General features: G+C 75.2%; 10 protein-coding genes. 5 read left to right on the forward strand and 5 right to left on the reverse strand.

Annotated features, from left to right (window positions below; all coding sequences use genetic code 11):
• Positions 1–150: 150 nt before the first annotated feature.
• Complete coding sequence (locus ACIBJE_RS28905; RefSeq protein WP_396753438.1) at positions 151–1,176, forward strand: LacI family DNA-binding transcriptional regulator; 1,026 nt, start codon at positions 151–153, stop codon at positions 1,174–1,176.
• Between the two features lie 78 nt (positions 1,177–1,254).
• A complete protein-coding gene (locus ACIBJE_RS28910) occupies positions 1,255–2,913 on the forward strand; it encodes a glycoside hydrolase family 13 protein (protein ID WP_396753479.1) in 1,659 nt (552 codons plus the stop codon).
• A 109-nt stretch (positions 2,914–3,022) separates the two neighbouring features.
• Here the strand turns inward: ACIBJE_RS28910 and ACIBJE_RS28915 are convergent, their stop codons facing one another.
• The 4 genes from ACIBJE_RS28915 to xylA are packed head-to-tail and all read right to left on the reverse strand — an operon-like array spanning position 3,023 to position 8,418.
• Positions 3,023–4,426 (reverse strand): MFS transporter, encoded by a 1,404-nt coding sequence (locus tag ACIBJE_RS28915; protein ID WP_396753439.1) that lies wholly within the window; start codon positions 4,424–4,426, stop codon positions 3,023–3,025.
• A gap of 53 nt (positions 4,427–4,479) precedes the next feature.
• Entirely contained in the window at positions 4,480–5,679 is a 1,200-nt protein-coding gene (locus tag ACIBJE_RS28920) for a DUF5925 domain-containing protein (RefSeq protein ID WP_396753440.1), read from the reverse strand.
• Positions 5,680–5,719: 40 nt separating this feature from the next.
• Positions 5,720–7,219 carry a xylulokinase gene (locus ACIBJE_RS28925; protein WP_396753441.1) on the reverse strand — a complete coding sequence of 500 codons (1,500 nt, stop codon included), beginning with the start codon at positions 7,217–7,219 and terminating at the stop codon, positions 5,720–5,722.
• 11 nt (positions 7,220–7,230) lie between these two features.
• Positions 7,231–8,418, reverse strand: coding sequence for a xylose isomerase (xylA, locus tag ACIBJE_RS28930; protein WP_396753442.1), 1,188 nt, complete (start codon positions 8,416–8,418; stop codon positions 7,231–7,233).
• Positions 8,419–8,498: 80 nt separating this feature from the next.
• Here xylA and ACIBJE_RS28935 point away from each other — a divergent pair, with 80 nt between their 5' ends.
• The 3 genes from ACIBJE_RS28935 (at position 8,499) to ACIBJE_RS28945 (ending at position 12,642) form a co-directional block, all read left to right on the forward strand.
• Positions 8,499–9,737 (forward strand): ROK family protein, encoded by a 1,239-nt coding sequence (locus ACIBJE_RS28935; RefSeq protein WP_396753443.1) that lies wholly within the window; start codon positions 8,499–8,501, stop codon positions 9,735–9,737.
• Between the two features lie 143 nt (positions 9,738–9,880).
• On the forward strand, positions 9,881–11,653 hold the full coding sequence (locus tag ACIBJE_RS28940; RefSeq protein WP_396753444.1) for a PP2C family protein-serine/threonine phosphatase: 1,773 nt from the start codon (positions 9,881–9,883) through the stop codon (positions 11,651–11,653).
• Positions 11,654–11,730: 77 nt separating this feature from the next.
• Positions 11,731–12,642 (forward strand): B12-binding domain-containing protein, encoded by a 912-nt coding sequence (locus ACIBJE_RS28945; protein WP_396753445.1) that lies wholly within the window; start codon positions 11,731–11,733, stop codon positions 12,640–12,642.
• 5 nt (positions 12,643–12,647) lie between these two features.
• On the opposite strand, the gene ACIBJE_RS28950 is transcribed toward ACIBJE_RS28945, so the two are convergent.
• Positions 12,648–13,247, reverse strand: coding sequence for a MarR family winged helix-turn-helix transcriptional regulator (locus tag ACIBJE_RS28950; RefSeq protein WP_396753446.1), 600 nt, complete (start codon positions 13,245–13,247; stop codon positions 12,648–12,650).
• Positions 13,248–13,251 lie beyond the last annotated feature (4 nt).

Genomic DNA, 13,251 nt, shown 5'->3' on the forward strand with positions numbered 1-13,251 from the left:
TCCCCTTGGTCGTACCGTTGTTGGTGGCCGGGGCCCTGCTGGGTTAGTGGGGGGGGGGGGGGGGGGGGGGTGGGGGGGGGGGGTGGGGGGGGGGGGGCCCGCCCCGGGGGGGTGGGGGGGGGCGCCCGACGTGGGCGGATCGGGGAGACCGTGACCAGGATTGATGACGTTGCCCGGCTCGCGGGGGTCTCCACGGCCACCGTGTCCCGGGCGCTGCGCGGGCTTCCGACGGTGTCGGCGGCGACCCGAAGACGGGTGCTCGCCGCCGCCGAAGAACTCGACTACGCCGTCTCACCGAGCGCCTCCCGCCTGGCCGGGGGCCGCACCGGCACGGTTGCGGTGGTCGTCCCCCGGATCACCCGGTGGTTCTTCGGCACCGTGGTCGAGGCGGTCGAGGAGGTCCTCCACTCCGCCGGGTACGACCTGCTCCTCTACAACCTCGGCGGCCAGGCCCAGGCGCGGCAACGGGTGCTGCGGACCGCCAACCTGCACAAACGGGCCGACGCGGTGCTGCTGGTCGCCACCCCCCTGCGGTCGGCGGACCTGACCGCGCTCACCGCGCTCGACCTGCCCGGCGTCATCGTCAGCTCCGGCACCGTCGTCCCCGGCTGGCCGTACGTACGGATCGACGACGTGGCCGCCGCCCGGACCGCCACGACGCACCTGCTCGACCTCGGCCACCGCCGGATCGCGCACCTCTCCGGCGACCCCGAGGACGAACTGGCGTTCACCACCCACATCGACCGGCGGCGCGGCTACCAGGAGGCGCTGCGGGCGGCCGGGGTGCAGCCGGACCCGCGCCTGGACGTGGAGTCCCAGTTCACCATCGACGGCGGCAACCAGGCCACCGTCGAGCTGCTGCGCCGGGGTGACCCGCCCACGGCGATCTTCGCCGCCTGCGACGAGATGGCGATGGGCGCGATCGCCGCGCTGCGCGAGGCCGGGCTACGGGTGCCGCAGGACGTCAGCGTCATCGGCATCGACGACCACGACCTCTCCACCGTGCTGGGGCTCAGCACGGTGGCGCAGCCCGCCGCCGAGCAGGGCCAGCTCGCCGCCCGGATCGTGCTCGACCCGCTCGTCGGCGCCGCCGGGGCCGGTCGGCCCGCCTCGTCGGTGATTCTCCCCACTCGCCTGGTGGTACGTGATTCCACCGCCCCTCCGCGGGCACACTGAACGGATTCGACCGCCCCGGCCGGGCAGCGTGGCGACGGCCGGTGAGAACCCGTCCGGCTCGACACTCGGGAGAAGGCCCTGAACACCCACCACGACCCGCAGGCATCCTCCGGTGGCCCGGTCACCGGCTGGTGGACCGAAGCCGTCATCTACCAGATCTACCCACGATCCTTCGCCGACTCCGACGGCGACGGCATCGGTGACCTGCCGGGCATCACCGCCCGGCTCGGGCACCTCGCCGACCTCGGGGTGGACGCGGTCTGGCTGTCCCCGTTCTACCCGTCGCCGCAGGCCGACGCCGGCTACGACGTGGCCGACTACCGGGACGTCGAACCGCTCTTCGGCACGCTCGCCGACGCGGACCGGTTGATCGCCGACGCGCACGCCCGCGGCATGAGGGTGATCGTCGACCTGGTGCCCAACCACACCTCGTCGGCGCACGCCTGGTTCCGGGCCGCGCTGGCCGCCGCTCCGGGCAGCCCGGAGCGACAGCGGTACGTCTTCCGGGACGGCCTCGGCCCGGACGGCGCGGAGCCGCCGAACGACTGGGAGAGCGTCTTCGGCGGGCCGGCGTGGACCCGGGTGGAGGACGGCCAGTGGTACCTCCACCTGTTCGACACCGCCCAGCCCGACCTGAACTGGGACAACCCCGAGGTACGGGCGGAGTTCCTCGACGTGTTGCGGTTCTGGCTGGACCGGGGCGTCGACGGCTTCCGGGTCGACGTCGCGCACGGACTGATCAAGCAGGCCGACCTGGCGGACTGGCAGGAGCCTCAGGAGATCCTCTCCTCCGGCCAGGAGGTCGACAAGCCCCGTCCGCCGATGTGGGACCAGGAGGGCGTGCACGACATCTACCGCGACTGGCGTCGCCTGCTGGACAGCTACGACGGTGAACGCATCCTGGTCGCCGAGGCGTGGGTGGAGCCGGCCGAGCGGCTGGCCCGCTACGTCCGCCCCGACGAGATGCACCAGGCGTTCAACTTCGAGTACCTGCTCGCCTCCTGGACCGCGCCGGCCCAGTACGCGGTGATCACCCGCTCGCTGGAGGCCACCGACGCGGTCGGCGCGCCGACCACCTGGGTGCTCTCCAACCACGACGTGGTCCGGCACGCCTCCCGGCTCGGGCTGCCGATCGGCACGCCCCGCCCCAACGGCATCGGCGTGGACGACCCGCAGCCGGACGCCGCGCTCGGCCTGCGCCGGGCGCGGGCGGCCACCCTGCTGATGCTCGCCCTGCCCGGCTCGGCCTACCTCTACCAGGGTGAGGAGTTGGGGCTGCCGGAGCACACCTCCCTCCCCGACGAGGTCCGGCAGGACCCGACCTGGGAGCGCAGCGGGCACACCGAGCGGGGCCGGGACGGCTGCCGGGTGCCGATCCCGTGGGAGGCCGACGCCCCGTCGTACGGCTTCGGGCCGACCGACGCGAGCTGGCTGCCGCAGCCGCCGCTCTGGGCCGAGTACGCGCTGGACCGGCAGCGCGACGTGCCCGGCTCGACGTACGAGCTGTACCGCACCGCGCTGCGCCTGCGCCGGGAACACGGCCTGGGCCGGGGCACCCTGCGCTGGCTGGCCGCCGGCGACGAGGTGCTGCACTTCGACAACGGCGCGGTGGGTGTGCTGACCAACTTCGGCGCGGCGTCGGTGCCGCTGCCGGACGGCGCCGAGCCGCTGCACGCCAGCGGCCCCCTCGACGACGGCCTGGTCCCCACCGACGTCACGGTCTGGTACCGCGCCTGAGGTGGTAGCAGGGGTCCCCTGTTACCGCTTTTTGCCGTGCAGGGGTCCCCTGCTACCGCGCAGGCGGGTGCGGGGGGCTCCTGCTACCGCGCCCGGGGGTGCGGGGGGGTCAGAGGCGTTCGGCGCGGGTGTGCAGGAGCGTGTGCACGTCGGCGATGTCCCGGGCCGAGGTCCGCGACGCGAGCCAGTACATGATTCCGGTCGGGATGAAGAAGAGCTGGAACGCGGCCAGCCCGACGGCGAAGTTCAACGGCGGCGGGAACGCCCCCCGCAGGGCGTGGAAGACCACCCCGACCAGACCGTTCCCGGCCGCCCGGCCGACCCCGTTCACCAGATTGCCGAGACTGTAGACGGTGCCCCGGTGCTCGGGCGGGTTGACGTCGGCGATCAGGGCGAACCAGTTCGGCGAGTTGGCCGAGGTCAGGGCGAGCGCCAGGATGGCGGTGAGCAGGCTCAGCCCGACCGTCGGTTCGGTCAGCACGCTGGCCAGCACCGCGGCGGTCACCGCACCGGCGCCCGCGCCGTCCGGCACGTCGATCCGGATCGGTACGAAGAAGAGCACCACGTACAGCGGGACGGCCGCGAGGATGCCGACCGAGGCGACCAGGGCCCGGCCGCGCGGGGTGCGTCGTTGCAGCGCGTCGCCGACCAGGCCGCCGACGATGGAGAAGACCCCGCCGAGCTGGAACAGGGTGGCGAAGATGCTGCCCACCACGATCGCGGTGGCCGGAGAGTATCCCTGGTCCTCGGCCCGTTCGGTGAACAGCACCGGCAGCCAGACCAGCGAACCGAAGGCGGCCTGCGCGGTGAGTCCCTGGAGGACCAGCCAACGGTTGGTCCGCCGGTCCAGGATCCGGGGCAGGTCGGACCGGCTGATCCGGTAGTCGTACTCGGCGCCGTGGGCGAGCGCGCCGGCCAGTTCCGGTTCGCTCTGTCCACGCCGGACGTCGTAGGTGAACAGGTAGGCCGCCGTGGCAGCCAGACCGACCACGCTGAGCAGCAGGAACGGCCGGCGCCAGTCCGCCGCGCCGAGGATCCCGCCGACCAGGGTGCCGGCAAGCGTGCCGATGCCCTGGGAGAGCCCCCAGAAGCTCATCACCAGGCCCCGGCGGCGGGGCGAGATCAGGTCGGTGACCACCGAGAAGCCGACCGAGCCGACCGCGCCGAGCCCGACCGCCGCGACCAGCTGCGCCAGCAGGAAGGCCGGGTAGCCGGGGGCGAACGCGCTGCCGGCCGTGCCGGCCGCCCAGAGCAGCGTGCCGGCCATGAGCAGCGGCTTGCGGTTGGTCCGGTCGCCGACGTACGCCCAGCCGACCGCGGCCACCGCGCTGACCAGGAAGGTCACCGCGGTGACCAGGCCGACCATCCGCTGCGGCACGTCCAGCGAGTCGGCGATCGGACCGTACAGCGGCGGTACCAGTCCGATCGCGACGTTGTCCAGCGAGGCGAGCAGCACGAAGACGACGACGCTGTAGAGCCGGTGTGCCCGCGTACCGCCGCTGGTGGTGGTCATGTCCGGCACTGAACCAGGATCAGGTCACGACCGGGTGACGACGCGCGGACGCCTCAGAGGTATCCGCCCGGTTCGTGTCGGTCGGCCGGCGGGGTGGGGGCTCCGGCGCGCAGCGCGTACAGCTCGGCGAGGGTGGCCCCGCCGGGCGGCACCGCCGTGGCCCTGCCGGACGGCGCCCCGGTGTCCCCGCCGGACGGCGCGCCGTCGTCGTCGGTGGCACCACCGAGCCAGCCAATCGCCTCATGGTGGGACAGCGGACCCACCTCGATCCGGGCCAGGCACCGGCCGGGACGGGTGACCGCCGGGTGCAGCCGGGACAGGTCCTCGTTGGTGGTGATCGCGACGAGGACGTCCCGTCCCTGACCGAGCAGCCCGTCGGTGAGGTTGAGCAGCCGGGACAGGGCCTGGCCGGACGTCTGTCGGGCCTCACCCCGAATCAGCTCGTCGCAGTCCTCGACGATCAGCAGTCGCCAACGGGGACCGCCCTCCGCCTCGTCCTCGTTGCCGACCGCCGCCTCGGAGAGGTACCCGGCGTCGGCGAAGAGGACGTCCGGGTCGAGGACGCAGTCGACCTGGCACCACTGCCGCCAGGCGTGCGCGAGAGCCCGCAACGCGGTGGTCTTGCCGGTGCCGGGCGCACCGTGCAGGAGCACCAGTCGCCCCACCACGCCTTCCGGGGTGACGGTCATCAGCCGGTCGAGCTCGCGGCGGGCGGTGGCGGTGTAGTTGCCCCGGATGGTGGCCCACTCGGGGGTGGCCACGGTACGCACGTCCCGCTGCGCGCCCCGGCGCGGGTTCTGGTGCCAGAACCCGATCCGGCCCGATCCGGCGTCCTCCGGGGCGGTCGCCCCGGCCACGATCCGGTCGAGCGCGGCCTGGCCGATCTCGCCGCTGACCGCGGTGACGGTCACCTCCGCGCCGTAGCCCTTCCAGGTGACCACCCGCGCGGTCCAGCCGTCGCCGCCGAGCAACTGGGAACGTTGCCGGGCCTCGATGGCGGTGCGCAGCAGCCGCCCGTCGGCGGGGACGAGCGGCGCGTCGGGACGGGCGCGGGGCAGGCGGACGGTGTGCGACCAGGGGTGCCGCCCGGTGATGAAGTCGGCGAGTGCCAGCGCGTCGATGACGTCGCACGGAGTGTCCGTGTCGTCGTGACGCAGGACGGACGGCAGGGCCGGGACGGGCTCCGCCGCCGGCGCGGTGGCGGGCGGGTGGGGTAGGTCGAGCGGCGGGGTGGGGAGGTCGAGCGACGACATCTGTCGATAATCGCGAGCCCGGCCTCCCCCGTACAGTCGATTACCCGTCAGCGGGGCGGGCGAGGAAGCGTTCCCGCGCCTCGGCGTACCGCTCGCGGATCGCCGGGACCGGTTCGGCGGCGTACTCCCCGGTGTCGCCGACCGACCACCGCGGTGCCGCCGCGCCACCGAGCGCGACCCAGGCGGCCTGGCGGGCCGCGCCGTCGGCGACGTACTCGCCGGGTGGCGGGACGAGCACCGGGCAGCCGAAGACCTGCGGCGCGATCCGACGGACGGCCTCCGACCGCGCACCCCCGCCGACCAGGACGACCCGCTCGACCCGGGCGCCCTGGGCGAGCAGGGCGTCGAGCCCGTCGGCGAGCGCGCAGAGCATCCCCTCGACGGCGGCGCGGGCCAGGTGCGCGGGGGTGGAGGTGCGCAGCGTCAGCCCGTGCACCGCGCCGCTGGCGTCCGGCCGGTTCGGGGTCCGCTCGCCCTCCAGGTAGGGCACCAGGACCAGCCCGTCCGCCCCGGGCGGGGCGGACAGCGCCAGGTCGGCCAGGCCGGCCAGGTCGACCCGGAGCAGCGCGGCGGCGGCGTCCAGCACCCGGGCGGCGTTGAGCGTGCAGACCAGCGGCAGGTAGTGGCCGGTGGCGTCGGCGAATCCGGCGACCGTGCCGCTGGCGTCGGCGGCCGGGGTGTCGGCGACGCTGAACACGGTGCCGGAGGTGCCGATGGAGACCACCACGTCACCGGGGCGGGCCCCGACGCCGAGCGCCGCCGCGGCGTTGTCGCCGGCACCGGGGCCGAGCAGCGCCCCACCGGGCAGCCCTCCGAGCGTGCCGGCGGACGTGGCGGGGCCGAGCACGACGGGCACCTCCGGTCGCCGGCCGAGGGCCTGTTCGAGCAGGTCGAGTCGGTACTCCCCGGTTGCCGGGGACCAGTAGCCGGTGCCGCTGGCGTCGCTGCGGTCGGTGCGGAGCGCGGACAGGTCGCCGTTGCCGTCACTGCGATCGGTGCGGAGCGCGGACAGGTCGCCGCTGGCGTCGCTGCGGTCGGTGGACCGGCCGCCGCCGCCGAGCCGCCAGGTCAGCCAGTCGTGCGGCAGGCAGACCGCCGCCACCCGGTCGGCGTTGGCCGGCTCGTGCCGGGCCAGCCAGCGCAGCTTGGCCACGGTGAGGCTGGCCACCGGCACGGTGCCGACCGCGTCGGCCCAGAACCGCTGGCCGGCCTCCCCCGGACCCGCCTCGGCGACCAGCTCGGCGGCGGCCCCGGCGGAGCGGGTGTCGTTCCAGAGCAGCGCGGGACGGACCACCCGGCCGGCGTCGTCCAGGCAGACCATGCCGTGCTGCTGCCCGGCGACGGACACGGCGGCCACGTCGGCCAGGCCACCGGCGGTGGCGACGGCCGTGGTCAGCGCCTGCCACCAGGCCTCCGGATCGACCTCGGTGCCGTCCGGATGCCGGGCCCGGGCCTGCCGGACCAGCGTGCCGGTCTCCGCGTCCCGGACGACGATCTTGCACGACTGCGTCGACGAGTCGACGCCCGCGACGAGCGGCATTTGCCGCCTCCTCAGCGCGCGCCGAGCAGGTGCTCGACGGCGAGCTGGTTGAGCCGGACGAAGCCGAAGCCCTTCGCGGCCACCGCGTCGACGTCCAGGTCCTCGAAGGCGGAGCGGTCGGCGAGCAGGTCGGTGACGGTCTCGCCGGGGGCGAGGGTGGGCTCGGCCAACTCGGCGACCCGGCTGGCGGCGAGCGCCCCGGCCACCTCGGGGTCGGCCCGGAACGCCGCCGCCCGCTCCTTGAGCAGCAGGTACGTCCGCATGTTCGCCTCGGCCGACGCCCACACCCCGGTGACGTCCTCGGTGCGGGATGGCTTGTAGTCGAAGTGCCGGGGACCGTCGTAGCCGGGGGCACCGGTGACGCCGCCGTGTTCGAGGAGGTCGACCAGGGCGAAGGCGTTGAGCAGGTCGCCGTGGCCGAAGACGAGGTCCTGGTCGTACTTGACGCCGCGCTGGCCGTTGAGGTCGATGTGGAACAGCTTGTCCTGCCAGAGCGCCTGGGCGATGCCGTGCACGAAGTTCAGCCCGGCCATCTGCTCGTGCCCGACCTCGGGGTTGAGGCCGACCATCTCGGGGTGGGCCAGGGTGGAGATGAACGCCAGCGCGTGCCCGACGGTGGGGAGCAGGATGTCACCGCGCGGCTCGTTCGGCTTGGGTTCGAGGGCGAAGCGCAGGTCGTAGCCGTTGTCGACGACGTACTGGGTGAGCAGGTCGACGGCCTCCCGGTAGCGGTCCAGCGCGGCCCGGACGTCCTTCGCGACGTCGTACTCGCCGCCCTCCCGGCCGCCCCACATGACGAAGGTCTTGGCCCCCAGTTCGGCGGCGAGGTCGATGTTGCGCAGCACCTTGCGCAGCGCGTACCGCCGGACCTGCCGGTCGTTGCTGGTGAAGCCGCCGTCCTTGAAGACCGGGTGGGTGAAGAGGTTCGTGGTGACCATGGGCACGACCAGGCCGGTGTCGGCAAGGGCCTTGCGGAACCGGGCGATCCCCCGGTCCCGGGTGGTCGCGTCCGCGCCGAAGGGCACGAGGTCGTCGTCGTGGAAGGTGATCCCGTACGCGCCGAGGTCGGCGAGGCGGTGCACCGCCTCGACCGGGTCCAGCTCGGGTCGGGTGGCGTCGCCGAACGGGTCGCGGCCCTGCCAGCCGACCGTCCAGAGCCCGAAGGAGAACTTGTCGGCGGGGGTGGGACGGGGTGCCATGGCGGACCTCCGGGGGTGGGGACGGGGGCTATTTGTTCACCGGTTGAATTATTTGGTCGCGGTGTGGCAGTGTCAAGGCCGTGAGCAGTCCCGCCGACACCGTGCAGGCCGGGGCGGTCCGCCAGGCCAGCCTCCGCGAGATCAACCTCGCCCTGCTGCTCGGGCGGATCGCCGCCGCGCACCGACCGCCGTCCCGCGCCGAGTTGGCCACCGCGACCGGACTCACCCGGGCGACCGTCTCCGCCGTGGTCGACGACCTGATCGGCGGCGGGCTGGTCGCCGAGGCCGACCCGGCGCCGCGCACCGGGGCTGGCCGACCGGCCCGCGGCCTGCTGCTCGCCGGACACGGTCCGGCCGGTCTCGGCCTGGAGATCAACGTCGACTACCTGGCGGTCTGCGTGCTCGACCTGGCCGGCGCGGTCCGCCACCGGGCCGTGCGCCGGGCCGACCTGCGTCCGCTCTCCCCCGCCGAGACCCTCGCCCGCGTCGCCGAGATGGCCCGGCAAGCCCGGGTCGACGCCGAGGCGCAGGGGCTCACCCTGGCCGGGGCGGCGCTCGCCGCGCCCGGCCTGGTGGACGCCGACGGCGTGGTCCGGCTCGCCCCCAACCTCGGCTGGCGGGAGGTGGACGTGCCCGCGCTGCTCGCCGCCCACCCGCCGCTCACCGGAGCGGTTCCCGGCCTGCCCGCGTTGGTGGTGGAGAACGAGGCCAACCTGGCTGCCCTGGGCGAGCTGCACGCCGGAAACCACGGGGTCACCGACTTCCTCTACGTCTCCGGCGAGGTGGGCATCGGGGCCGGGATCGTGCTGGACGGGGCGCTGTACCGGGGGGCCCGGGGGTTCAGCGGCGAGATCGGCCATCTCCCGGTCCACCCGGAGGGCCGCCCCTGCCGCTGCGGCGGGCGGGGCTGCCTGGAGCCGTACGCCGGCCAGGAGGCGATCCTCACCGCCGCCGGCCTGACCGGGGCGGACGTGGCCGGCGACGCCGTACGGCTGGCCCGGCTGGCCGCCGGGGGCGACGCGGCGACCCTCACCGCGCTGGCCGGGGCGGGGACGGCGCTCGGCGTGGCGGTCGCCGGGGTGGTGAACCTGCTGGACCTGGACACCGTGGTCCTCGGCGGCGGCTACGCCCCGCTCGCCCAGTGGCTGATCCCGCCGGTGACCGCCGAGCTGTGCCGACGGGTGCTCGCCGCACCCTGGTCCCCGGTCACCGTCCGCCCGGCGCTGCTCGGCGGGGACGCCGCCGCGATCGGCGCGGCGGGATCGGTGGTGCGGCGGGTCGTCGCCCGGCCCACCGCCTGGCTGGCCCGCGCCAACTGACCCGCGTCGGCTGACCGACGTCGGCTGACGGGCGTTCGGCCGACGGGCTCGGTACGCTTGCCGCCGAGCAACTAATCCGGACGCAAGGAGTTCCTCCCGAGCATGTGCACAGGTCAGCAGACCAGGGCGTCCGGCGACCGACGGTGACCACCACCCAACGCGAGGGGCAGGCCGGTCCGGTCAGCGGCGCCGGGCGGGCCCCGCGATCCGCCGCCCGCCCCGACGCCGACCGGAGTGCCGCCGACCGGAGTGCCCCCACCGACGCCACGCTCGCCCGTGAGCTGCTCGACGGGCTGGCCGAGGCGGTCGTCACCGCCGACGCGCGGGGCGTGGTGAGCCTGGCCAACGCGATGGCCGGCGAACTGCTGCCCGAGGTCACCCCGGGCAGCACGTTGGCGCGGGTCGCCGTACCGCCGCTGGCCGAGGCGGTCCGTGGCGGCGCGACCATCTTCGAGGCCGAGCACCGGGGGCGGCAGCTGCACGGCATCCGCCGGGATCTGCGGGCCGGCGGCTGCGCCTGGTACGTCCGGGACGCCACCGAGGATCGGGCCCGCACCGACGCGCTGCTGGCCGAGCGATCCCGCACCGCGTTCCTCGCCCGGGCCGGCAGCCGGCTCGGGCTCTCCCTGCACCGGGAGCAGACGCTGCGGACGTCGGTCACGCTGGCCGTGCCCTACCTCGCCGACGCCGCCGTGGTCGTCCACCGGCCGCCGCCGCCGGCCCCGGCCGACGCCGGGCCGGTCTGGGTACGGTTCGCCGACGGTTACCCCGCGCCGGTCAGCGGGAGCGGTCCGGCCGAGCTTCCCGGATCGGTGCCCGGACTCGCCGAGGCGCTCGACGGGGAGCGTACCGACGCCAGGCCGTGGCTCGACGGGGAGCGTACCGACGCCAGGCCGTGGCTCGACGGGGAGCGTACCGACGCCAGGCCGTGGCTCGACGCCGAACTGTCCGGCCTCGGTCACCTGCTGCCGGAGGACTTCGGGCGTCCCGGCGCCGCCCTGGTCACCCCGATGCTCGGAGCGGGCGGCACGGTCGGGGCATTGATCATGGTGCGCCGATCTGGCCGGGCCGGCTTCGACCAGCGCGACGTCGAGGTGGTCCGGGAGTTCGCCGCGCGGGCCGGGGCCGCCCTGGCCACCGCCGACCTCCACGGCGAGCAGACCCACCTGGCCCGGGTGCTCCAGAACAGCCTGCTCCCGCCCGAACTGCCCGAGATACCCGGTGTGTCGTTGGCCGGCGGCTACCGGGCAGCCGGCGACAGCCTGCGGATCGGGGGCGACTTCTACGACGTCTCGGTCACCGCCGACGGCGGCACGTTCGCCCTCGGCGACGTCTGCGGCAAGGGCGTCGGGGCGGCTGTGCTCACCGGCCGGGTGCGCCAGTCCCTACAGACCCTGCGCCTGGTCGAACCGCGTCCGCTGGAGCTGATGGCGCTGCTCAACCGGGCCCTGTTCGACGCGCCTGAGGCGGCCCGGCGCAACCAGTTCACCACGCTGCTGCTCGGCAGCTTCACCACCGGGCCGGACGGCGCGCTGTGCCTGCGCGTCGCCGGGGGCGGTCACCCGTCACCGCTGGTCGTCGGGGTCGACGGCGATGTCCGCCCGGTGACCGTCGGCGGGATGCCGGTCGGAGCGCTCGGTTCCGCGCGGTTCGTCGAGACGCGGATCCGACTCGCCCCCGGTGAGCTGCTGCTGGCGTACACCGACGGGGTGACCGAGGCGCGCGGCGGCCCGGGGATGCTGGAGATGTTCGGCGAGACCCGGTTGCGCCAGGTGCTCGCCTCGGCGGCCGGGCTGCCACCCCGGGCCATGATCGACCGAGTGCTGCAACTGGTCGACGAGTGGCTGGACGGGCAGAGCCAGGACGACATCGCCATGCTCGCCATCGCCCCGACGTCGCCCCGCCCCGGGTCGTGACCGGGGACGGCGGGTCGCCCGGAGAGGTTGCGTGCGACGCGGGTGCCGTCGGGACGTACCTCGACCGCCTGGACCGGGTGGACCCGGAGGGCGCCGTCCGGCTCGCGCTCGACCTGCTGGACCGGGGCTGGTCGGTCGCGGACGTCCTGGTCGACGTGGTGGCCGTCGCGCAGCGGGAGATCGGCCGGCGCTGGCTGGCCGGACGGTGGAGCGTGGTCCAGGAGCACGCCGCGACCCACGTGAGCGAGCAGGTGGTGGCGGCCGTCGGCCGCCGGACCGGCCGGCCGACCGGTCCCGGCCATGTGGTCATGGCCTGTGTCGAGGGCGAGTGGCACGCGCTGGCCGCGCGGATCGTCGCCGAGGTGGTCCGGGCCGGCGGCTGGCGGGTCACCTTCCTCGGTGCCAGCGTGCCGCCCCGCCACCTGGTCAGCTATCTGCACCAGACCGGGCCGGACGCGGTGCTGTTGAGTTGTGTGCAGTCGACCCGGCTGGTCCGGGCCGCCCGGATGGTCGCGGCGTGCCGGGCGGTTGACGTGCCGGTCGTCGCCGGTGGACCCGGCTTCGGGGCGGACGGCCGTTGGGCCACGGCGGTGGGCGCCACCGCGTGGGGCGCCTCCGCGCGGGACGCGGTGGAGCTGCTGGACCGCCACGACCACCGGGTTCCGGCGGGTGCGCCGGCACCGCCCGACGACGAGCACGTCGCGGTGCTGCGCCGCCGCCGCGAGATGGTGCAGGGTCTCACCCGGGCCCTGGTCCCGGCCGGGGCCGACGCGGAGCCGGTGGCGCATGCCGCGGCCCAGGTGCTGGACGCGCTCGCCGCCGCGCTCCTGGTCGGCGACCCCGAACTGCTCGCCGGATTCGTCCGGTGGCAACGTCAGGCTCTCGGCAACCGTGGTGCCCTGCTCGATCCACTCCTGGCCGGCTGCGCCACCGCGCTAGCCGACCACCCCCGCGCCCTCAGCTACCTGCGCCTCACCCGCTCCGACTGAGGATTTCAGGCGGGGCGGGCGGTGGAGGTCGGCGGCTCGTGGGTCCGACGGGGCTCGACCGGCGCGACCGTGGACCGCTGCTCGGGCAGCGCGACCGGAGGCCGGTACGGCTCGGGCGCTCCGGCCTGGGACCGGTACGGCTCGCCCCCGGGTCCCCCCGGATCGGGCGGGAAGCGGGGTGGCCCGGCAGGCGGCACCCGGCGGGCCGCCTCCCGGAAATCGCCCAGCCCGCGCCGCAGCGCCTCCCGCCCGGCCGGGCTCATCCCGGCGATGACCTCGGCCAGTCGTGCCTGCCGGTCGGCCCGCAGCCCGGCGAGGAGCCGCGCGGCCTCCGGGGTGAGGTGCAGGGATATCTCCCGACGGTCGGACCGGCCGGGCTCGCGTTCGAGCATGCCGGCGGCGACCAGCCGGTCGCACAGCCGACTGGCCGAGGAGAGCAGCATCCCGAGGGTGGTGGCCAGTCGCCGGAGGTTGATCCCGTCGTGCTGCTCCACCACCATGACGACCCGGAGCTGCGCGGTGGAGAGCCGGTTCGTCGTCCGCTCCCGTGCTTCCTCCCACACCGACAGCAGGGCGGCCACCGCATCGTCGAGCGCGGCGGCCATACTC

Origin of the sequence: Micromonospora sp. NPDC050187, from assembly GCF_044459745.1 — a bacterium.
Classification (GTDB): Bacteria; Actinomycetota; Actinomycetes; order Mycobacteriales; family Micromonosporaceae; genus Micromonospora.